Genomic DNA, 19,872 nt, shown 5'->3' with positions numbered 1-19,872 from the left:
GCGACTTGGCCGACCGGGACGGCTGCGATACCATCCGACTCCCCAACGGATTCCCGCCAGGACGACGCGATGAACCGAGTGTTGTACCCAGGTACCTTCGACCCTATTACCAAGGGCCATGGCGATCTGGTCGAACGCGCCTCGCGCCTGTTCGACCATGTGATCATCGCCGTCGCCGCCAGCCCCAAGAAGAATCCGCTGTTCCCGCTGGAACAACGGGTCGAGCTGGCCCGCGAGGTCACCAAACACCTGCCGAACGTGGAAGTGGTCGGCTTCTCGACGCTGCTGGCGCATTTCGCCAAAGAGCAGAACGCCAATGTGTTTCTGCGCGGTTTGCGCGCGGTGTCGGACTTCGAATACGAATTCCAGCTGGCCAACATGAACCGTCAGTTGGCGCCGGATGTGGAGAGCCTGTTTCTCACTCCGTCCGAGCGTTATTCGTTCATTTCCTCGACACTGGTGCGGGAAATTGCAGCCCTGGGCGGCGATATCAGCAAGTTCGTCCACCCGGCCGTGGCTGATGCCCTGACCCTGCGCTTCAAGAAGTAACGACCGTTCAAACGGCGCCCGCGTGCACTGCGGGCGCCAATGCGGCACAATTGCGCGCATTGATTCATAGCGCCCGGGCTCCCCGCCCCGGCTGGAGTTAGCATGTCCCTGATCATCACCGACGATTGCATCAACTGCGACGTCTGCGAACCTGAGTGCCCGAACGCCGCCATTTCCCAGGGCGAAGAGATCTACGTGATCGACCCGAACCTGTGCACCCAGTGCGTCGGCCACTACGACGAACCGCAGTGCCAGCAGGTCTGCCCGGTGGATTGCATTCCACTGGACGAAGCCCATCCGGAGACTGAAGAACAGTTGATGGAGAAGTACCGCAAGATTACTGGCAAGGCCTGAGTCCTGCAGCGCCTGACTGGCCCCCTTCGCGAGCAGGTCGAGCCGTCGCACCGTCGCTCCCACATTTGAAATGCATTCCCCTGTGGGAGCGAGCCTGCTCGCGAAGGGTATCGGCAACACCGAAAAAAGCCGGATCAGCTCACTCGCGCTGCTCGAATCCTTCCCCGGTACAGCCCAGGCAACGCACGAACGCCGCTTTCGCCGGTGCCACCACCAGCGCCTCCCCCGCATCGCCGACACCGCCACCCAGCGCGGTAAACGGCAACGACACCACAAACACGCCTGCACCGATCACTGTCGCCGCCACCAGCAAGGGGCGGGCAATCAGCAGATCGCCGATCATGGCGTAGGCCGGTGGATTCTGGATGGCGTATCGCGGATCACCACTGCCGCCTTCCGTGGCCTGAATGGTCAGGCTGGAACACAGCAGCAGTGCGAGGAGCAGGGCTTGCGAGGACTTCATGGCACGATCCTTCGGGCTGAACAGTGAGACAACTCACTATAGACCGTAGGACTTTTTCAGCTTTTCGTCAGGTCTGGCAGCGCGGGCAGAAAACGCTGGCCCGCTGGCCCAGCTTCACTTCCCGCAGGCCCGTGCCGCAAACCTTGCAGTGTTCACCACCGCGACCGTAAACAAACAGCTCCTGCTGGAAATATCCCGGCTGCCCGTCGCCGCCGATGAAATCGCGCAACGTGGTGCCGCCGCGCTCGATGGCGGCGGCGAGGATGCGTTTGATCTCGATCGCCAGCTTCAGATAACGCGCCCGGGAAATGCCCTTGGCTTCGCGGCGCGGATCGATGCCGGCGGCGAACAGCGCTTCCGTCGCGTAAATATTGCCGACCCCTACCACCACCGCGTTGTCCATGATGAACGGTTTGACCGCCATCGACCGCCCGCGTGACAGCTGATACAACCGATCGCCGTCGAACAGATCGGTCAACGGTTCCGGCCCCAGGCGAATCAGCAATTCGTGATTGAGCGGATCGTTGCTCCAGAGCATCGCCCCGAACCGTCGCGGATCGGTGTAGCGCAGGGCCAGGCCGGATTCCAGTTCGATATCCACATGCTCATGCTTGGCTGCCGGCATCCCGACCTCGACCAGCCGCAAATTGCCCGACATGCCCAGATGGCTGATCAGCGTGCCGACTTCGGCATTGATCAGCAGGTACTTGGCGCGCCGCTCGACCAGCACGATGCGCTGCCCGGACAGGCGCACATCGAGGTCTTCGGGAATCGGCCAGCGCAGCCGCCGGTCACGCACGATCACCCGGCTGACGCGCTGGCCTTCCAGGTGCGGGGCGATGCCGCGACGGGTGGTTTCGACTTCCGGCAATTCAGGCATGAGCGTCTCGAATCTTGAGTGTCTTGATCAGTGTGCGCCGAGTTCGCGGATCGTCTGCTTCAGGGTTTCGAAGTCGTAATCCGAAAGACCGATGTATTCCAGCACCAGCGGCCCGACAGCCTGCCACTCGAAGTCTTCGCTCTGGTTGCCCAGTACCCGGTACGACGCGCAAATGTGCTCGGCCATTTTCAGGATCGCCAGCAGGTTTTTCATCTGGCTGTTGCGCGAAGTCTCGTCGCTGAAGATCGCCATGGCGTTGTGGTGATTGGCGATGGCCGCACTGACATGCTCTGGCAGGCGCCAGGACTTGGCGGTGTAGTAACCGACCACCGAGTGATTGGTGTTGTAGACATCGTTCTCGGTGTCCACGACCCGGCGTTCGGCACTCGCGTTGGCGTAGGCCTTTTCGAGCGTCGTCATGTAATCCGGGAAACGCTGAAGCATCAGCGGCACGCCGCAGTCATGGAACAGGCCCAACGCGTAGGCTTCGTCGCTCGCCTCGGTGCCGACGCGCTTGGCCAGGGTCAGGCAGGTCATGGCCACGTCCTGGGCGGTGTCCCAGAAACGGTTGAGCGTGACGATAGTGTCGTCGTTCATCTCGCCCTTGATCGACTGCGCGTTGATCAGGTTGATGATCGAGCGGCTGCCCAGCAGGTTCACCGCGCGCTTGATCGAGGTGATCTTGTTGCTCAGGCCGTAATACGGGGAGTTGACGATTTTCAGCAGAGAGCCGGACAGGCCGGGATCCTGGGAGATCAGCTTGGCGATCGTCTCCAGGTCCGGGTCGGGCATGTACTGCTCCATTTGCAGATCCACCATGATCTGCGGTTGCGCCGGCACGCTGATGCCTTGCAGGGACTGTTGAATCTGTTCGGTGGTCAGCTCTTGGGACATAAGTACATACTCTTGGACAGGCGGCGATTCTAACCCCTAAAAACCGACGAACGACACATCAGGGGCAGATCGGCGGAAACTTTCATTCAAGACCATGGACAGAATTCTGCCTTCGTCCCTTTGCGCGCCACGCCTGTGCGCCACATGTCCAGCACCGAACCCGCCTGCGTCGCAACACGGTATACTCCCGCTCTTTTTTCCGGAGCGACGTCATGTCCCTGCCTAGCTTGCGCCTCAAAGCCAACGCCGACCGTCGCCTGCGCGCCGGCCACCTGTGGGTCTACAGCAACGAAATCGACGTGGCCGCCACCCCGTTGCACGGCTTCAAGGCCGGCGACCAGGCGATCCTCGAAGCCGCCGGCGGCAAGCCGCTGGGCATCGTGGCCATGAGCCCGAACAACCTGATCTGCGCCCGCCTGCTGTCGCGCGACATCAAGCTGCCACTGGACAAGTCGCTGCTGGTGCATCGCCTGAACGTCGCGCTGTCCCTGCGTCAGCGCCTGTTCGACAAACCGTTCTATCGCCTGGTCTACGGCGACTCCGACCTGCTGCCGGGTCTGGTGGTCGACCGTTTCGGCGACATCCTCGTGGTGCAGATCGCTTCCGCCACCATGGAAGCCCATAAAGATGATGTGATCGCGGCACTGACCCAGGTGCTCAAGCCGAGCGGCATTCTGTTCAAGAACGACTCCGCCGCCCGTGACGCCGAAGGTCTGGAGCGCTACACCGAAACCGTGTTCGGCCTGGTGCCGGAGTGGGTTGCTCTGGAAGAGAACGGCGTGAAATTCGAAGCCCCGGTGATCCAGGGCCAGAAGACCGGCTGGTTCTACGACCACCGTATGAACCGCGCGCGCCTGGCGCCTTACGCCAAAGGCAAACGCGTGCTGGACCTGTATAGCTACATCGGTGGCTGGGGTGTGCAGGCTGCCGCATTCGGCGCCAGCGAAGTATTCTGCGTCGATGCCTCGGGCTTCGCTCTCGACGGCGTCGAGCGTAATGCCGCGCTGAACGGTTTCGCCGACAAGATGACCTGCATCGAAGGCGACGTCTTCGAAGCCCTGAAGGAACTCAAGGCCAGCGAAGAGCGCTTCGACGTGATCGTGGCCGATCCGCCTGCGTTCATCAAACGCAAGAAGGACATGAAAAACGGTGAAGGCGCCTACCGTCGCCTGAACGAGCAAGCCATGCGCCTGCTCAACAAGGACGGCATCCTGGTCAGCGCTTCGTGCTCGATGCACCTGCCGGAAGACGATCTGCAGAACATCCTGCTGACCAGCGCCCGTCACCTGGATCGCAACATCCAGTTGCTGGAACGCGGCGGTCAGGGCCCGGATCACCCGGTGCACCCGGCCATTGCGGAAACCCGCTACATCAAGAGCATCACCTGCCGTCTGCTGCCCAACAGCTGACAGACGCACGGCATTGATGCTGTCAAAGGGGAGCCCGCGGGCTCCCCTTCTTTTTGTCTTGAGCTTTGCTTTCCTACATTTATTGTCCTGCCGGCGTGCAGGATATTTCCTTAACTATTTTATTTACTGGAATTTAACTTACACATTTACTTCCGACCAAAGATCACTCCGACAAAATTACTGGATTATTCCTACTTAATATTTGCTTGCGATTAATCCATTACAAACTATTATTAAGTCGTCACCACGAAGGTGACATCAACTAACCACGAAGCAACAATGAACAAGGAGTTCAATCATGAAAGCAATTACTCTGGAATCCCGCACCCTCGCAAACCTGGCTTTTCTGGTCGCCCCTAAAGCCCGTTAAGTAAGGTGGGCGCTGGGTATGCCGGCTACCCAGCGCCTCTGGCAAAATACCTACCCAGAGCAGCGTTCCCCAACATGCATATAAATCCTTATTTATTCATACTGCCACGAACGCCCGGCCAGATAGTCTGGAACTACAAAGATCATACTCAGCACGAACTTGATCTCGAATACTCCTTTCGACTGGCACAACTTATTCACGAGCCTGCTTTATATGACAACAACAACACAATAGACACACAACTTCTAAATGCCGGAATACTGACTTCTTCAAAAATCGCAGCGCCTGTCTGGGGCTGGGATGACCTGTCCAGGATCTACCATATCGGCACCCGGAATATTCCCTGCGAACACACGCCCCGAAATATTCAGGAATGGTCCAGGCAATACCTCGAACACTGCAACACTGTGCTTGCCACGTCGCCTCCGGCGGACGTCCCTGTGGACACCGCCCCGAACGCACTCATCGCCCTGCCCGCACCACCGGCACTGAAGGACGACAGCCTGTCGGGTTCACTGATCCGGCGAAAGACCTGCCGATCCTTCACCGGCGCCCCCCTGTCGCTGGACGAAGTCGGCACCTTGCTTTACCTGTCCCTCGGTTACCTGCGAGAACGCGAAGCCGACCGCGACGACAGCATCGCCGAAGGGCTTGGCGCCCGGCGCGGCAGCCCTTCCGGGGGCGGTCTCAATACCTGCGCCGGGTTCGTGCTGGTGCAGAACGTCGACGGACTGCCATCGGGCGTATACGCCTATCACCCCGCGGAACACGCCCTGAGCTTCATCAATCCCTTGCCCGACACAGCACTGGGCAATCTGCTGGGAGGCCAGCACTTCATCAATAACCTGCCACTGGGCCTGTTCATCACCGCCCGCTTCGACAGGCTCTGGTGGAAATACCCGCACTCGCGCGCCTATCGAATGGCATTCGTCGAAGCCGGGCACCTCTCACAGACGTTTCAACTGGTGGCCACGGCCCTGGGCATGAACACCTGGCTGACCGGTGCGTTTTCCGACGACCAGGTCGAGACGTTGCTGAAACTCGAGAACAGTGCGGAACAACCCCTGTTCTTCGTCGGTTGCGGGGAAAGCGATGGTCAGGCGATGTGCCAGGAAATGCGCGATCTGCTGCGTGAGATGCCAGCATGAGCCTTCCCTCCCGGGCCCCGGTCTTCGAGTTTTCGCTGGGCGACTGGAACACTCGCGCATCCGTGCGTGCCAGTGCCCACGATTACCGCTTGCCGGATGACATAGCGCAACAACTGGAAACCCGTCACTGGTTCCCGCCGGCATTTCTGCCCTACCTCGCCCACCCGGCCATCGAAGCCACGGGCCGCTCGGTAGTGCACCGGCTCACGGCCAATCATCTGGTGCACTTTCTCGACTACACCACCCTGCTCGAACACCGCATCGTCAATCGCGCCGTGGAAGTCATCGTCCACGGCGAATTGCCGGTCGATGTTCCGCCCCCTATGAAAACCGCCGCGCTGCAGCTCTACACCGATGAGGGCTACCACGCCCTGTTCTCCCATCAGGTCGCGGAACAGATCGCCGGGTTCTACGGCATCACCGGGCGCCCGGTGATGCCCAGGCGGATCACTCGCATGATCAGGCTGATCGACGAAACCCTTCCGCAGCGGCGGCCGCTGACATGGTTTCTGCTCGGCTTCGTCTCGGAAACCATCATTGCCCGGGAACTGCTCGACGTCTGCCGGGACAGCCTGGTGTCCGGGGTCAACGACATGCTGCGCGATCACCTCACCGACGAGGCGCGACACAGTCGCTACTTCACCGAAGTGTTCCATTACCTCTGGCTGCATCTGGGGTTGCAGCAAAGAACGTTCACCGCCACCACCTTGCTCGAGATCATCGGGATTTTCTTCGAAACCGATGAACAGTGGCTGCGACAAAGTCTGTGCGATGCCGGGATTGCCGACGGTGCCGTGCTGGAAATACTCGAAAGCCTGACAACAGCGCAAGCCTCCCGACGACGTGCCCGGACGGGCAGCATTGCCACATTGAATGCACTGAGGAAGGCCGGATTTTTCGCTGAACCTTACAACCAGATACTTTTCGCCAGGGCGGGATTGATCGATGGGTAAAGGAAAATCCGGGGTGACGACCCGACAGCGTCGCGGGGCCGTCAGCCTGTTGCTGGCGATGGTGTTGCTGGGTGTTTTTCCGCTGGATGTGGTGCTGCCTTCATTTCCGGCGCTGGCCGAGCACTTTCGCAGCACCCAGGCCGACATCGCGCTGTCCATCAGCCTGTTCGCCGTCGGCATCGCTTTCGCCCAGTTGCTGATCGGGCCGCTGTCGGATGTGATCGGGCGCAAGGGTTTGCTGCTCGCCGGCATGAGCGTTTCAATGCTCGGTGCCCTCGGCTGCGTGATAACCACCGACTATTCGCTGTTCCTGATGTTCCGGGTCGTGCAGGCGCTGGGCTGCGGTTGCTTCGTGCTGTCCCAGGCGCTGGTTCAGGACCTGTTCGAAGGTGAGGAACGCGATCGCCTGCGAATCCTGATGGTCACCGCTGGCGGGATTTTCATCTCGGTATCACCTCTTGCCGGTACTTTCCTGCAGGCAACCTTGGGTTGGCGTGGCAGCTTCTGGGTGTTCATCGCACTATCGGCCGTGGTGATGCTCAAGGCGTGGCTGTTTCTGGACAACAGCCGACCGACCACCCGTGGCACGCGCACGAATTTCCTCACGGCTTACCGACGGGTTCTGGGGAATTTCGACTTTGTCGGTTACTGGCTGATTTCGGCATTTGCGTTCGCCTGCCACTTTTCATTCATCGTGATCTCGCCGCTGATCTTCATGGACCGGCTGCAATTGTCCGCCTACGAGTTCTCCTTGATCCTGCTGGTCTACGGTGCGGCTTACGTCACCGGAGGCATTCTCGCCAGCGTGCTGAGCAGGCGTATCAGCAGCGGCCAGCAGATCGTTGTCGGCCTGAGCCTGATACTGTTCGCCGGCGTGGCCATGCTGTACCTGTCGTCGAGTTTTGCACTGGCACCGGCAACCGTGCTGATCCCGATGCTGATCTGCACCGCCGGCACCACCATTGCCCGGCCGGCTGCCACCTCCCGGGCCATGAGCCTGTTTCCGGACAACGCCGGCACTTCGGCTTCGGCCGGCAGCACGATCATCTTCATCTGCGGTGGCTTGATCAGTGCCTTGATCAGCCTCAGCCCGGCCAATCTGCAATCCACCCTGGGTTACGCCTTTGTCTTGCTCAGTGGCGTGGCGCTAGCGCTGAACAACCGGATCAGCCGTCGCGCCAAAGTCCTGCAAGCCGACGCCATCGCACAGCCGGGGGGCGATTAAACCTGCCGGTCGTCATTCCACACGCGGTGTCAGCACTGGAACAACGTTTTGCGCCATTCCCTCCTGACGCCAGCGGTGTAGAATCGCGAGATTCATCGCCATTCATCCCCGGCGGGTTTATGAGCTCAGACTGAGACCAGCGGCGATCCCGCAACGTCATCGGCAACTTCAGGACACACGGCCATTTCTGAGTGTTCCAGACGTCAATAGAAGCTCACTCCCTTTTGATACCTGATTAGCCGCCCGGAGTGCTCCATGCCAGATTACCGCTCGAAAACATCCACCCACGGCCGCAACATGGCCGGCGCCCGCGCACTGTGGCGCGCCACCGGGATGAAGGATGACGACTTCAAGAAGCCGATCATCGCCATTGCCAACTCCTTCACCCAGTTCGTACCGGGCCACGTTCACCTGAAGGATCTGGGCCAGCTGGTTGCCCGTGAAATCGAACGCGCCGGTGGCGTGGCGAAAGAATTCAACACCATCGCCGTGGACGACGGCATCGCCATGGGCCACGACGGCATGCTGTATTCTCTGCCGAGCCGCGAGATCATCGCCGACTCCGTCGAATACATGGTCAACGCTCACTGCGCCGACGCCATCGTCTGCATCTCGAACTGCGACAAGATCACCCCCGGCATGCTGATGGCCGCCCTGCGCCTGAACATCCCGGTGATCTTCGTCTCCGGCGGCCCGATGGAAGCCGGCAAGACCAAACTGGCCAGCCACGGTCTCGACCTCGTCGACGCCATGGTCATCGCCGCCGACTCCAGCGCTTCTGACGAGAAGGTTGCCGAGTACGAGCGCAGCGCCTGCCCGACCTGCGGTTCGTGCTCCGGCATGTTCACCGCCAACTCGATGAACTGCCTGACCGAAGCCCTGGGCCTCGCATTGCCGGGCAACGGTTCGACCCTGGCCACCCACAGCGACCGCGAACAGCTGTTCCTGCAGGCCGGCCGCACCATCGTCGAACTGTGCAAACGCTACTACGGCGAGAACGACGAGTCGGTACTGCCTCGCAACATCGCCAACTTCAAGGCGTTCGAAAACGCGATGATGCTCGACATCGCCATGGGCGGTTCGACCAACACCATCCTGCACTTGCTGGCCGCCGCCCAGGAAGCCGAGATCGACTTCGACCTGCGCGACATCGATCGTCTGTCGCGCAAAGTGCCGCAGCTGTGCAAGGTCGCGCCGAACATCCAGAAGTACCACATGGAAGACGTGCACCGCGCCGGCGGCATCTTCAGCATCCTCGGTTCGCTGGCCCGTGGCGGCCTGCTGCACACCGACCTGCCGACCGTGCACAGCCGCAGCATGGAAGAAGCCATCGCCAAGTGGGACATCACCCAGACCGACGATGAAGCCGTGCACCATTTCTTCAAGGCAGGCCCGGCCGGCATCCCGACGCAAACCGCGTTCAGCCAGTCGACCCGCTGGGAAACCCTGGACGACGACCGTGAAAACGGTTGCATCCGCAGCTTCGAACACGCCTATTCGAAAGAAGGCGGCCTGGCCGTGCTGTACGGCAACATCGCCCTGGACGGCTGCGTGGTGAAAACCGCCGGCGTCGATGAATCGATCCACGTCTTCGAAGGCAACGCGAAGATCTTCGAAAGCCAGGACAGCGCCGTACGCGGCATCCTCGCCGACGAAGTGAAGGAAGGCGACATCGTCATCATTCGCTACGAAGGCCCGAAAGGCGGTCCGGGCATGCAGGAAATGCTCTACCCGACGTCGTACCTGAAATCCAAGGGCCTGGGCAAAGCCTGCGCCCTGCTGACCGATGGCCGTTTCTCCGGCGGCACTTCCGGCCTGTCCATCGGCCACGCTTCGCCAGAGGCTGCGGCCGGTGGCGCGATCGGTCTGGTGCAGGACGGTGACAAGGTGCTGATCGACATTCCGAACCGCTCGATCAACCTTTTGATCAGCGACGAAGAACTGGCGGCACGCCGGGTCGAGCAGGACAAAAAGGGCTGGAAACCGGTCGAGAAGCGTCCACGCAAAGTGACCACCGCCCTCAAGGCCTACGCCCTGCTGGCGACCAGCGCCGACAAGGGTGCGGTGCGTAACAAGGCGATGCTCGACGGCCTGTAAGGGTCAAATCGCAGAAACAAAAATGCCCCGCCAAGTGCGGGGCATTTTTTTTGCCTTGAGGCTTACTGAATCTCTTCCGGCTTCACGATCACCCAGTTCTTGTCCGCCGTCACCGGCAAACCTTCCTTCGCCTGGGCTGCCGCGTGCTTGGCCATCATGCCGTTGAGCTGGGTCATGTACTTGTCCTTTCGGTTGACCCACAGGTGAATGCCGCCCTTGGCCACGTCAACGCTGTGGAACAGCATGTAGCCGTCGCTGCTCGGGGTGTCGCCGCCCACCAGTACCGGTTTTTTCCATTCGTCGATGTAAGTCAGGATCGCCGCGTGCTTGCCGGCCATCCAGGTCGCCGGGGTCCACAGGTACGGGGTCAGTTCGAGGCCGAGGTTGGCCTTCTCGTCATACTTGCCGGCGGTGATCTGCTTGCGTGCGGTGGTCAGTTCGCCGGTCTCGCGGTTCTTCAGCAAGGTGGTCACGCCGATCACGTTCTGCGGTTTGACGTTGTAGCCGTACTTCGGATCGGCCGCGACCATGCGCACCAGTTCTTCGGAGGCGGCGGTCATCACGTAGACCTCGATGCCGTTCTCCATCAGTTTGTTGTACAGCTCGGCCTGGCCGGTGAAGACTTTCGGCGGCTGCACGTCGATGTTCTTGACCACATCGCCTTCGTAATAGGTCGCCGGCACCGGTTTGCCCGACGCCATCAGTTCGTCGACGTAGCCTTTGAGTTCCTTGAGGGTGAAGCCGGAGAACACCTGCGCCACCCATGGGTAGCAGACCATGTCGTCGACTTCGCAGAGGCGATAGTAGTAGCTGAACAGGCTTTCCTTGTGGTCGGCGGTGTCCTTGAACGGGATCAGTTTCAGCGACGGGTCGAGCTTGTCACGGGTGATCAGGCCCTTGTTTTCCATGAACGGCAGCAACGACTCTTCGAGGTCGTAGCGGTAACTGGTGTTGTCCATGTCGAACACCGCGTAGTTACCCTTGTTGGCGTTGGCCGCGATCATCGCGTCGAGCGCCTTGGCCTGATCCGCCGGCCAGTGCTTGAGGTCAGTGGCGAACGCTTGGCCAACAAGGCCGAAGCAGAGTGCGGCAGCCAGCAATTTAGGTGCGAACTTCATTCTGCGTTTCTCCCCGATTGAAAGAGATCGACGCTAACAAATCAGTGTGACAGTTACCGTCTGTCAGCGACCGTCCACGTCCCTTTTGCGCCAACTGCATCCCCGAGAGCGACACCCGCTTATTCCAAAAACGACGGACGACCTTTGATTTCGGTATTAAATCATTGGAAATCAAACTGTTAGGCTTGCCGGTTCGCAACAGCCCCGGAAGGTTGTTGGCACAGTCTTTTCTGGAGTCCTCATGAATCTGCCCCTGATTCTCAACTTGCTGGTGTTCCTCGCCCTGCTCTTCGGCTTGGCGCAAACCCGTCACACCTCGTGGAGCCTGGCGAAAAAAGTCCTGCTCGCCCTGGTGCTGGGCGTGGCGTTCGGCGTCGCGCTGCACACGATTTACGGTGCCGGCAACCCGGTGCTGAAAGCCTCGATCGGCTGGTTCGATCTGGTGGGCAACGGTTACGTGCAGCTGCTGCAGATGATCGTGATCCCGCTGGTGTTCGCCTCGATCCTCAGCGCCGTGGCCCGTCTGCACAACGCATCGTCGCTGGGCAAGATCAGCTTCCTGACCATCGGCACGCTGCTGTTCACCACGGCGATTGCGGCGCTGATCGGCATCGGCCTGACCAACCTGTTCGGCCTGACCGCCGAAGGTCTGGTCGCCGGCACTCAGGAAATGGCCCGTCTGCAAACCATTCAGACCGACTACGCCGGCAAGGTCGCCGACCTGAATGTGCCGCAACTGCTGCTGTCGTTCATCCCGCAGAACCCGTTCGCCGACCTGGCACGGGCCAAGCCGACGTCGATCATCAGTGTGGTGATCTTCGCCGCGTTCATGGGGGTTGCCGCGCTGCAACTGCTCAAGGATGACGTCGAGAAAGGTCAGAAAGTGATCAACGCCATCGACACCCTGCAAGCCTGGGTGATGCGTCTGGTGCGTCTGGTGATGAAGCTGACCCCGTACGGCGTGCTGGCGCTGATGACCAAAGTAGTGGCCGGTTCTAACCTTCAGGACATCATCAAGCTCGGCAGTTTCATGGTGGTGTCGTACCTCGGTCTGGGCCTGATGTTCGTGGTGCATGGCTTGCTGGTGTCGGCGGCCGGGATCAACCCGCTGCGTTTCTTCCGCAAGATCTGGCCGGTATTGACCTTCGCTTTCACCAGCCGCTCCAGCGCCGCGAGCATTCCGCTGAGCATCGAAGCGCAGACCCGTCGTCTGGGCATTCCGCAATCGGTGGCAAGCTTCGCCGCCTCGTTCGGCGCGACCATCGGCCAGAACGGCTGCGCCGGCCTGTACCCGGCGATGCTGGCGGTGATGGTTGCGCCAACGGTCGGCATCAACCCGCTGGATCCGCTGTGGATCGCGACGCTGGTGGCGATTGTGACCCTGAGTTCGGCCGGTGTGGCGGGCGTAGGTGGCGGCGCGACCTTCGCGGCACTGATCGTGCTGCCGGCCATGGGCTTGCCGGTTTCGCTGGTGGCGTTGCTGATTTCGGTCGAGCCGCTGATCGACATGGGTCGTACGGCGCTGAACGTGAGTGGTTCGATCACCGCTGGCGCGATTACCAGCCAAGTGATGCAGCAGACCGACAAGGCCCTGCTGGAGGCCGATGAGCATGCGGAGCTTGCTCAGGCTTGATTGACGCTGTGGCGAGGGAGCGTGCTCCCTCGCCACGGATTCAGGCTTTTTCCCAGACTTCGAAGTGGTAAGCCGGTTTGTCGCCTTCAGCCGGATTCGGCACGTTCGATATCAGTTTCCACTGGTTCAGATCGAACTCCGGAAACCACGCATCGCCTTCCGGGCTCAGCGCAACACGGGTCAGATACAAGCGATCCGCCTGCGCCAGCCCTTGCGCATACAGTTGCGCCCCGCCAATCAGCATCAACTCGTCGACGCCCTGCTCTTTCGCCCATTCTTCGGCGCGAACCACGGCGGCTTCCAGCGACGGGTAGACTTCCGCGCCTTCCAGCACCAGATCCTGCTGGCGGCTGACTACGATATTCAGACGGCCCGGCAACGGACGACCCAGCGAATCCCAGGTCTTGCGACCCATGATGATCGGCTTGCCGAGCGTCGTGGCCTTGAAGTATTTGAAGTCCCCCGGCAGGTGCCAGGGCATGCTGTTGTCGACGCCGATCACGTGGTTTTCACCGAGGGCTGCGATCAGGCTGAGGGGGAGTGATTTAGTCATGCCGGCGAGGATACCAGAGCCGCGCTTACCCCGATAAGCGCCACAGCGGTTATGCTCACGGCTCAATCAAGCATCGGGATGCCGCGTGACTGAACTGACTTCACTGCAAAACCTCTGGCTCACCGAAACCGTGCGCCTGCGCGAAGAACACGCAGGCTCGCTGGACGATCAGGAAGCCAATCGCCTGGCCCGCGCGGCCGGCGGCGATCTGCCGGGACGCATTCAACGCCGCGCCCTGTGGCTGGCCGAGCGTGATGGTCTGACCTCCGCGCTCAGGCACTGGCTGCAAGGCGCACGACTTGCGCTCGTGCTGCTGGCGATCCTCGCGGTATTGAGCGGCGCGGGTCTGGCCTTCGCCGCACTGGGCCAGACGCCGGTCAATGTGTTCTGGGCCCTGGGCAGTCTGCTCGGGCTGAACCTGATTCTGCTGTTGAGCTGGGCGCTGGGGCTGGTCTTCGCCGGCGAACACGGCGCCACTCTCGGCCGCTTGTGGCTGTGGCTCAGTGAAAAACTCGCCCGCGACGCCAAGGCGGCGCAACTGGCGCCGGCCCTGCTGCTGATGCTGCAACGAAAGAAACTCAATCGCTGGGCGCTCGGTACGCTGGTCAATGGCCTGTGGTTGCTGGCGATGGTCAGCGCGCTGGTTTTGCTGCTGACGCTGATGGCGACCCGGCGCTACGGCTTCGTCTGGGAAACCACGATTCTCAGCGCCGACACGTTCATCAACATGACCCAGGCCCTCGGCGCATTGCCGGCGCTGCTGGGCTTCAACGTGCCGACCGTGGACATGATCCGCGCCAGCGGCGACACCGCGCTGAACATCGAAAGCGCCCGTCAGGCCTGGGCGACCTGGCTGGTCGGCGTGCTGGTGGTGTACGGCGTGTTGCCGCGCCTGCTGTTGGCGCTGTTTTGCTTCTGGCGCTGGAACAGTGGTAAAGCGGCGTTGCGTCTGGACCTGAACCTCCCCGGTTACGCTCAGTTACGCGAACGCCTGATGCCGACCAGCGAACGCCTCGGCATCACCGACCCCGAGCCTGCGCAATTGCACCGCGTCGAAAGCACCGTTGGCGAACACGCCAGCGATGGCGCGTTGCTGGTGGCAATCGAGCTCGACGATCAACACTCATGGCCGCCGACGCTGCCGAAAAACGTCAGCAACGCTGGCATCCTCGACAGTCGCGAGTCGCGCAACAAACTGCTCGAACAGCTCAGCCGTTTTCCGCCGGCGCGTCTCGCGATTGCCTGCGACCCTCGGCGCTCACCGGATCGCGGCAGCCTGGCGCTGATTGCCGAGCTGGCGCGCAATGCCGCCGCGACCCGGGTCTGGCTGTTGCAGGCGCCGCAAGGACAGGCGCTGGACGCTGAACGCCTCGGCGACTGGCACGTGGCGCTGCAACAACTGGAGCTGCCGTTCGCCGATTGCGCCCCGTTGAACTGGCTGGAGCACGGACATGACTGATGCCTGGAAAGCGCCGCTGAAACTGGCGGTGGTCGGCCACACCAACGTCGGCAAGACGTCGCTGTTGCGCACCCTGACACGCGACGTCGGCTTCGGCGAAGTCTCCCATCGGCCGAGCACCACGCGGCATGTCGAAGGCGCGCGGTTGTCGGTGGATGGCGAACCGCTGCTTGACCTCTACGACACACCCGGCCTGGAAGACGCCATCGCCCTGCTGGATTTTCTCGAGCGTCTGGAACGCCCCGGCGAACGCCTCGACGGCCCGGCGCGGCTGGCGCGGTTTCTCGACGGCAGCGAAGCGCGTCAGCGTTTCGAACAGGAAGCCAAAGTCTTGCGGCAACTGCTCGACTCCGATGCCGGCCTGTATGTGATCGATGCCCGCGAACCGGTGCTGGCCAAGTACCGCGATGAACTGGAGGTGCTGGCCAGTTGCGGCAAACCGTTGCTGCCGGTGCTGAATTTCGTCAGCAGCGCCAACCACCGCGAGCCGGACTGGCGTGAAGCACTGGCGCGTCTGGGACTGCATGCGCTGGTGCGCTTCGACAGCGTCGCCCCGCCCGAAGATGGCGAGCGGCGGCTGTATGAAAGCCTCGCACTGTTGCTGGAAAACGCCCGCCCGCAGCTCGAACGCCTGATCGCCGATCAACAGGCCCAACGCCTCGCCCGTGAGCAAAGTGCCGCGCGCCTGATTGCCGAATTGCTGATCGACTGTGCCGCGTGTAGACGCAGCGTGGCGAGCAACGCCGAGCAGGAACAACAGGCCATTAGCGATCTGCGCAAAGCCGTGCGCCAGCGCGAGCAGAAATGCGTCGAAGCGCTGCTCAAGCTTTACGCCTTCCGCCCGCAAGACGCCGCGGCCAGTGATTTGCCGCTGCTCGACGGGCGTTGGGGCGATGACCTGTTCAACCCGGAAACCCTCAAGCAACTGGGCGTGCGCGTTGGTGGCGGGATTGCGGCCGGTGCAGCCGCCGGTGCAGGTGTGGATTTGCTGGTCGGCGGGATCACCCTCGGTGCCGCCGCCCTGGCCGGCGCGATTGCCGGCGGCGCCCTGCAAACCGCCCGCAGCTATGGCAACCGCCTGCTCGGCAAGATCAAAGGACAGCGAGAACTGACGGTCGACGACAATGTGTTGCGTCTGCTGGCCCTGCGTCAGCGGCAACTGCTGCAGGCGCTGAATGCCCGGGGTCATGCGGCACTGGACAGCATTCAGGTGGCCACGCCGCAGGACAAGACCTGGCGCGAAGGCAAGCTGCCGGAGGCGCTGAACATGGCCCGGGCCCATCCGCAGTGGTCGTCGCTCAATCCGCACCCGAAACTGAATCAGGCCCAGCGTCAGGAACAGATCGATGAACTGGTCGGCAAGGTCCTCGAACTCTAGAACCAGCCGAGCTTGAGGAACTGTTTGACCAGCGCCGTCACCCGGCTGCGATCGGTGCGATTGGCGCGCCCGTCGTTGTCGACGTCCGAACTCAGGACGACCTCGAAGCGGCCATCGTTATCCAGGTCGTGGACGGCGGCCTTGTAAGCGATGGTTTCGCCCTGATGAAAGTGCAGCCTCACTGATTCCGGCGTTCCATCGCTACCGGGGTTCAGAGCGAAGATCCGCAGATGTCGCGTGTCCTCGTCGGCCGCGTTGAACCAGGCACATTTCAGATAGGTTCGGGTGAAGCTGCGCAGTTGCGCGACTTCACGGGCAGAGGCTTCGCGCCAATCCTGTTCACTGTCATGAAAGCGCAGCTGGGCACTGTCCCCTGCGCCGCTGCCGGATCGATCCCGAGCAATCACTTTCAAAAAACGCATCCGTGCGCTCCTTCGGCAAAAAACCAGTCTGGGCCGAAGGGGCAACACGCGCCATGCACCGTTTCCCGGTTTGGCGTAAGAAGGTTCAGCGCGCTTCGCGTGACAGCACGGTAAAAGCCTTGTGCTTCAGCACCGCAAGATCCATCACCGGCACCGCCATCTCCTTCGCCAGCTCATCCCACTGGCGCATCCGCAGACTGACGGCGCACAGCGGATCCTGCTCGAACGCATCGGCTTCAGCCTCGGTCATCACCCCGCCCTGATACTCCAGGGTGCGGCGGCTGGCTTCGCTCAAGCGTTCGTAATAACCCGACTCCCGGAGCGTCAGATAGCGCTTGGCCTGGACGTGATACTCCACCAGCCGCGCCAGGCGCTCGCTGAATCCGGCTTCACGCAAATAGTCGGCACCGAGGCGTTCGTGGCTGACCACACCGTAACCGCCCATGTTCTCCGCGCCTTCGACACACAAGTGACCGATGTCGTGGAAGAACGCGGCGAGCACCACTTCGTCGTCGAAGCCTTCGGCGATGGCCAGTTGCGCCGCCTGGGACATGTGCTCGATCTGCGACACCGGTTCGCCGATGTAGTCGCTGGCGCCGAAGCGCTCATAGAGGCCGAACACCCGGTCAATGACTTGCTCGTGACTCAACATCAATGCTCTCCAAAAAGCTGTGCAACATTGCGCTCGGCCATGGCCGGGCCGACGCTCATGCCGACGCCGCTGTGCATCAGCGCCACACTCAGCCCCGGCGCCGGACGCAGGAACGAAAACGGCCCCGGCCCCCGGGAACCATAGACACCCTGCCAGCGCTCGACCACTTGCACCTTGCAGCCGAGGGTCTGTTCGGCCAGTTCGAGCATCCAGTTATCGACCTGCTCGGCGTTGAACGGCGACGGATCGCTGCCGTAATGGTGCGAGTCGCCGATGATCAGTTCGCCGTAAGGCGTCGGGCTGATCAGCAGGTGAATGCCGTTTTCCTGCAGGTGCGGTTGCTCGCGCAGGATCTGCGCCTGCACCGCCGCCGCTTCCGGCAAGTCAGCGAAAGCGCCGTAATGCACGCAGCTGAGGCCGGTGAGCAAGGCGTGTTGCAGGTTCAGGTCGATCTGCGGCCGGGCGCGGAGCATTTGCAGGCGACAGATTTGCGGGTCGAGGGCGGCAATCGGCTCGGCCAGCAGTGTCTGATAATCGTGGCCGGAACAGACGATGATCTGCTCGGCGGTGAAGATCCCGGCGGTGCTTTGCAGACGCCCCGGCTCGACATCGCGCACCAGCGTCGAGAAGTGAAACTCGACGCCAAGTTCGCGGCGCAGGTATTCGATCAGCGCCGGAATCGCCTCCCGGGAATACAGCTGTTGATCGTCCACCCCGTGCAGCGCGGCGCGGTGATGGCTGAACTGGCCGCCATACAGATCACGCAATGCGGCACCGCGCAGCAGCTCGACGCGGTAGTCGTGCTCCACGGCGCGCCCGGCACAGAAGGCTTCGAGCAAATGTTCTTCGGCCTTGGTGCGGGCGAACAGGTACGAGCCGTTGCGCTTGAGTTGCAGGCCGGCGAGCTGCGCCCACTGGCCCCAGATTTCGCGGCTGGCCTTGGCCAGTTCGAGCATCGGGCCCGGTGGCTGGCCGGTGACCAGAGCCTGGCCGAAGTTGCGTACCGATGCGCCGATTGGCGTGGCCGTGCGCTCGAAAACCGTGACCTTGAGACCGCGCCGGGCGGCGGCATAGGCGTGGGACAGACCCAGGATGCCGGCGCCGACGATCAGCAAGTCTTTGTGTTGTGTCATTGAGAAGTGCTCTGAATGAGAGACCGCTTTCGCGAGCAGGCTCGCTCCCACAGGGGATTTTTGGTGCACACAGAATTTGCGTTCACTGAAGATCCAATGTGGGAGCGAGCCTGCTCGCGATGGGGCCCTGTCAGTCGATGAAGATCTTACTTGGCAGCAACTTTCTCGGACTTGCCGTCATAGCGCTTGCGCCATTCGGTCAGGATCTCGTCGCGGTTCTTCGAGGCCCAGGCAAAGTCGTTCTTGATCAGGCGCTGTTCGTAGTCGGCCGGCAGTTCGGTCTGCGGCTTGGCGATGCCCGGCTGGGCGAGGACGGCGAAGTTTTCCTTGTACAGGTCCATCGCCGGGACGCTGGCGGAGAAGTCGGCCAGTTTCTTCGCGGCTTCTTCATGCGGAGTGCCTTTGATCACGGCAGTCGCTTCGATCTCCCAGCCAAGGCCTTCCTTCGGCAGGATGATGTCCAGCGGCGCGCCCTGACGCTTCAGCTGAACGGCCGGGTACTCGAAGGAAATCCCGATCGGGAATTCGCCAGCGGCCGCCAGTTTGCAAGGCTTGGAACCGGAGTGAACGTACTGGCCGATGTTCTGGTGCAGACCGTCCATATAGGCCCAGCCCTGCTTCTCGCCGAAGGTTTGCAGCCAGGCGCTGACGTCGAGGAAACCGGTGCCGGACGAGGCCGGGTTCGGCATCACGATCTTGCCTTTGTACTCAGGCTTGGTCAGGTCCTGCCAGCTCACCGGTTTGGTCAGGCCCTGCTTCTCGGCCTCGACGGTGTTGAAGCAGATGGTCGCGGCCCAGACGTCCATGCCGACCCAGGCTGGCGGGTTGGCGGCGTCGCGATAGTTCGCGCCGATCTTGCCCAGATCCTTCGGCGCATAGCTTTGCAGCATGCCTTGCTGGTCGAGGATCGCCAGGCTCGAAGCGGCCAGGCCCCATACCGCGTCAGCCTGCGGGCGATCCTTTTCGGCCAGCAGTTTGGCGGTGATGATCCCGGTGGAATCACGTACCCACTTGATCTCGACGTCCGGGTTGGCCTTTTCGAACGCAGCCTTGTAGGCGGTCAGCTGTTCGGCTTCGAGGGCGGTGTACACCGTCAACTCGGTTTTTGCCGCGAAGGCATTCAGGCTGAAAGTAGCGAGCACAGCAGCGGCCAGGGCCATAGGCTTGAACATGATCGTTTTC

19 protein-coding genes are annotated in these 19,872 nt (G+C 61.7%); 10 read left to right on the top strand and 9 right to left on the bottom strand.

From position 1 onward, the window contains the following. Positions 1-69 precede the first annotated feature (69 nt). Both coaD and OQ248_RS12400 read left to right on the top strand, forming a co-directional pair. Positions 70-549, top strand: coding sequence for a pantetheine-phosphate adenylyltransferase (gene coaD, locus OQ248_RS12405; RefSeq protein ID WP_003229157.1), 480 nt, complete (start codon positions 70-72; stop codon positions 547-549). Between the two features lie 102 nt (positions 550-651). Next, positions 652-903 carry a YfhL family 4Fe-4S dicluster ferredoxin gene (locus tag OQ248_RS12400; RefSeq protein WP_003195146.1) on the top strand — a complete coding sequence of 84 codons (252 nt, stop codon included), beginning with the start codon at positions 652-654 and terminating at the stop codon, positions 901-903. 139 nt (positions 904-1,042) lie between these two features. Here OQ248_RS12400 and OQ248_RS12395 read toward each other — a convergent pair whose 3' ends face one another. From OQ248_RS12395 to OQ248_RS12385, 3 genes are all read right to left on the bottom strand, one after another. Next, entirely contained in the window at positions 1,043-1,366 is a 324-nt protein-coding gene (locus OQ248_RS12395; protein WP_265812969.1) for a multidrug transporter, read from the bottom strand. 67 nt (positions 1,367-1,433) lie between these two features. Next, on the bottom strand, positions 1,434-2,246 hold the full coding sequence (gene mutM, locus OQ248_RS12390; protein WP_265812968.1) for a bifunctional DNA-formamidopyrimidine glycosylase/DNA-(apurinic or apyrimidinic site) lyase: 813 nt from the start codon (positions 2,244-2,246) through the stop codon (positions 1,434-1,436). 27 nt (positions 2,247-2,273) lie between these two features. Further along, complete coding sequence (locus tag OQ248_RS12385) at positions 2,274-3,086, bottom strand: HDOD domain-containing protein (protein ID WP_162803536.1); 813 nt, start codon at positions 3,084-3,086, stop codon at positions 2,274-2,276. Between the two features lie 266 nt (positions 3,087-3,352). On the opposite strand from OQ248_RS12385, the gene OQ248_RS12380 reads away from it, so the two are divergent. The 5 genes from OQ248_RS12380 to ilvD all read left to right on the top strand — a co-directional run bounded on the left by OQ248_RS12380 (position 3,353) and on the right by ilvD (position 10,342). Further along, entirely contained in the window at positions 3,353-4,549 is a 1,197-nt protein-coding gene (locus tag OQ248_RS12380) for a class I SAM-dependent rRNA methyltransferase (protein ID WP_085709044.1), read from the top strand. A 444-nt stretch (positions 4,550-4,993) separates the two neighbouring features. Beyond that, on the top strand, positions 4,994-6,067 hold the full coding sequence (locus OQ248_RS12375; protein ID WP_265812967.1) for a SagB family peptide dehydrogenase: 1,074 nt from the start codon (positions 4,994-4,996) through the stop codon (positions 6,065-6,067). After that, positions 6,064-7,020, top strand: coding sequence for a diiron oxygenase (locus OQ248_RS12370; RefSeq protein ID WP_265812966.1), 957 nt, complete (start codon positions 6,064-6,066; stop codon positions 7,018-7,020). The genes OQ248_RS12375 and OQ248_RS12370 overlap by 4 nt, the downstream gene beginning before the upstream one ends. After that, positions 7,013-8,245 (top strand): MFS transporter, encoded by a 1,233-nt coding sequence (locus OQ248_RS12365; RefSeq protein WP_265812965.1) that lies wholly within the window; start codon positions 7,013-7,015, stop codon positions 8,243-8,245. The genes OQ248_RS12370 and OQ248_RS12365 overlap by 8 nt, the downstream gene beginning before the upstream one ends. A gap of 255 nt (positions 8,246-8,500) precedes the next feature. After that, on the top strand, positions 8,501-10,342 hold the full coding sequence (gene ilvD, locus OQ248_RS12360; RefSeq protein ID WP_064380052.1) for a dihydroxy-acid dehydratase: 1,842 nt from the start codon (positions 8,501-8,503) through the stop codon (positions 10,340-10,342). Positions 10,343-10,404: 62 nt separating this feature from the next. Here ilvD and OQ248_RS12355 read toward each other — a convergent pair whose 3' ends face one another. After that, positions 10,405-11,460, bottom strand: coding sequence for a haloacid dehalogenase-like hydrolase (locus tag OQ248_RS12355; RefSeq protein WP_114886132.1), 1,056 nt, complete (start codon positions 11,458-11,460; stop codon positions 10,405-10,407). Positions 11,461-11,701: 241 nt separating this feature from the next. On the opposite strand from OQ248_RS12355, the gene OQ248_RS12350 reads away from it, so the two are divergent. Beyond that, positions 11,702-13,093, top strand: a complete 1,392-nt coding sequence (locus OQ248_RS12350) for an L-cystine transporter (protein WP_265812964.1) — start codon at positions 11,702-11,704, stop codon at positions 13,091-13,093. 40 nt (positions 13,094-13,133) lie between these two features. Here the strand turns inward: OQ248_RS12350 and OQ248_RS12345 are convergent, their stop codons facing one another. Then, positions 13,134-13,646 (bottom strand): dihydrofolate reductase, encoded by a 513-nt coding sequence (locus OQ248_RS12345; RefSeq protein WP_265812963.1) that lies wholly within the window; start codon positions 13,644-13,646, stop codon positions 13,134-13,136. Positions 13,647-13,731: 85 nt separating this feature from the next. On the opposite strand from OQ248_RS12345, the gene OQ248_RS12340 reads away from it, so the two are divergent. Continuing rightward, a complete protein-coding gene (locus OQ248_RS12340; RefSeq protein ID WP_265812962.1) occupies positions 13,732-15,105 on the top strand; it encodes a DUF2868 domain-containing protein in 1,374 nt (457 codons plus the stop codon). Beyond that, entirely contained in the window at positions 15,098-16,483 is a 1,386-nt protein-coding gene (locus tag OQ248_RS12335) for a GTPase/DUF3482 domain-containing protein (protein WP_265812961.1), read from the top strand. The genes OQ248_RS12340 and OQ248_RS12335 overlap by 8 nt, the downstream gene beginning before the upstream one ends. On the opposite strand, the gene OQ248_RS12330 is transcribed toward OQ248_RS12335, so the two are convergent. The 4 genes from OQ248_RS12330 to OQ248_RS12315 form a co-directional block, all read right to left on the bottom strand. Continuing rightward, positions 16,480-16,905 carry a hypothetical protein gene (locus OQ248_RS12330; protein ID WP_265812960.1) on the bottom strand — a complete coding sequence of 142 codons (426 nt, stop codon included), beginning with the start codon at positions 16,903-16,905 and terminating at the stop codon, positions 16,480-16,482. The genes OQ248_RS12335 and OQ248_RS12330 overlap by 4 nt on opposite strands. An 85-nt stretch (positions 16,906-16,990) precedes the next feature. After that, positions 16,991-17,557: a phosphonate degradation HD-domain oxygenase gene (locus OQ248_RS12325; protein ID WP_265812959.1), complete on the bottom strand. Its 567-nt coding sequence runs from the start codon at positions 17,555-17,557 to the stop codon at positions 16,991-16,993. Continuing rightward, entirely contained in the window at positions 17,557-18,690 is a 1,134-nt protein-coding gene (locus OQ248_RS12320; protein ID WP_265812958.1) for a TIGR03364 family FAD-dependent oxidoreductase, read from the bottom strand. The genes OQ248_RS12325 and OQ248_RS12320 overlap by 1 nt, the downstream gene beginning before the upstream one ends. A gap of 146 nt (positions 18,691-18,836) precedes the next feature. Continuing rightward, on the bottom strand, positions 18,837-19,862 hold the full coding sequence (locus OQ248_RS12315) for a putative 2-aminoethylphosphonate ABC transporter substrate-binding protein (RefSeq protein ID WP_119427511.1): 1,026 nt from the start codon (positions 19,860-19,862) through the stop codon (positions 18,837-18,839). Positions 19,863-19,872: the final 10 nt, after the last annotated feature.

The sequence above is a fragment of the Pseudomonas sp. COW5 genome (assembly GCF_026240005.1).
Taxonomy (GTDB): Bacteria; Pseudomonadota; Gammaproteobacteria; order Pseudomonadales; family Pseudomonadaceae; genus Aquipseudomonas; species Aquipseudomonas kribbensis.
This window is presented reverse-complemented; position numbering and strand designations above follow the sequence as displayed.

What these genes read in the sequence shown, in the direction of transcription:
- coaD (WP_003229157.1), top strand. Translation starts at nt 70, where the DNA reads ATGAACCGAGTGTTGTACCCAGGTACCTTCGACCCTATTACCAAGGGC.
- OQ248_RS12400 (WP_003195146.1), top strand. Translation starts at nt 652, where the DNA reads ATGTCCCTGATCATCACCGACGATTGCATCAACTGCGACGTCTGCGAA.
- OQ248_RS12395 (WP_265812969.1), bottom strand. Translation starts at nt 1,366, where the DNA reads ATGAAGTCCTCGCAAGCCCTGCTCCTCGCACTGCTGCTGTGTTCCAGC.
- mutM (WP_265812968.1), bottom strand. Translation starts at nt 2,246, where the DNA reads ATGCCTGAATTGCCGGAAGTCGAAACCACCCGTCGCGGCATCGCCCCG.
- OQ248_RS12380 (WP_085709044.1), top strand. Translation starts at nt 3,353, where the DNA reads ATGTCCCTGCCTAGCTTGCGCCTCAAAGCCAACGCCGACCGTCGCCTG.
- OQ248_RS12375 (WP_265812967.1), top strand. Translation starts at nt 4,994, where the DNA reads ATGCATATAAATCCTTATTTATTCATACTGCCACGAACGCCCGGCCAG.
- OQ248_RS12370 (WP_265812966.1), top strand. Translation starts at nt 6,064, where the DNA reads ATGAGCCTTCCCTCCCGGGCCCCGGTCTTCGAGTTTTCGCTGGGCGAC.
- OQ248_RS12365 (WP_265812965.1), top strand. Translation starts at nt 7,013, where the DNA reads ATGGGTAAAGGAAAATCCGGGGTGACGACCCGACAGCGTCGCGGGGCC.
- ilvD (WP_064380052.1), top strand. Translation starts at nt 8,501, where the DNA reads ATGCCAGATTACCGCTCGAAAACATCCACCCACGGCCGCAACATGGCC.
- OQ248_RS12355 (WP_114886132.1), bottom strand. Translation starts at nt 11,460, where the DNA reads ATGAAGTTCGCACCTAAATTGCTGGCTGCCGCACTCTGCTTCGGCCTT.
- OQ248_RS12350 (WP_265812964.1), top strand. Translation starts at nt 11,702, where the DNA reads ATGAATCTGCCCCTGATTCTCAACTTGCTGGTGTTCCTCGCCCTGCTC.
- OQ248_RS12345 (WP_265812963.1), bottom strand. Translation starts at nt 13,646, where the DNA reads ATGACTAAATCACTCCCCCTCAGCCTGATCGCAGCCCTCGGTGAAAAC.
- OQ248_RS12335 (WP_265812961.1), top strand. Translation starts at nt 15,098, where the DNA reads ATGACTGATGCCTGGAAAGCGCCGCTGAAACTGGCGGTGGTCGGCCAC.
- OQ248_RS12330 (WP_265812960.1), bottom strand. Translation starts at nt 16,905, where the DNA reads ATGCGTTTTTTGAAAGTGATTGCTCGGGATCGATCCGGCAGCGGCGCA.
- OQ248_RS12325 (WP_265812959.1), bottom strand. Translation starts at nt 17,557, where the DNA reads ATGTTGAGTCACGAGCAAGTCATTGACCGGGTGTTCGGCCTCTATGAG.
- OQ248_RS12320 (WP_265812958.1), bottom strand. Translation starts at nt 18,690, where the DNA reads ATGACACAACACAAAGACTTGCTGATCGTCGGCGCCGGCATCCTGGGT.
- OQ248_RS12315 (WP_119427511.1), bottom strand. Translation starts at nt 19,862, where the DNA reads ATGTTCAAGCCTATGGCCCTGGCCGCTGCTGTGCTCGCTACTTTCAGC.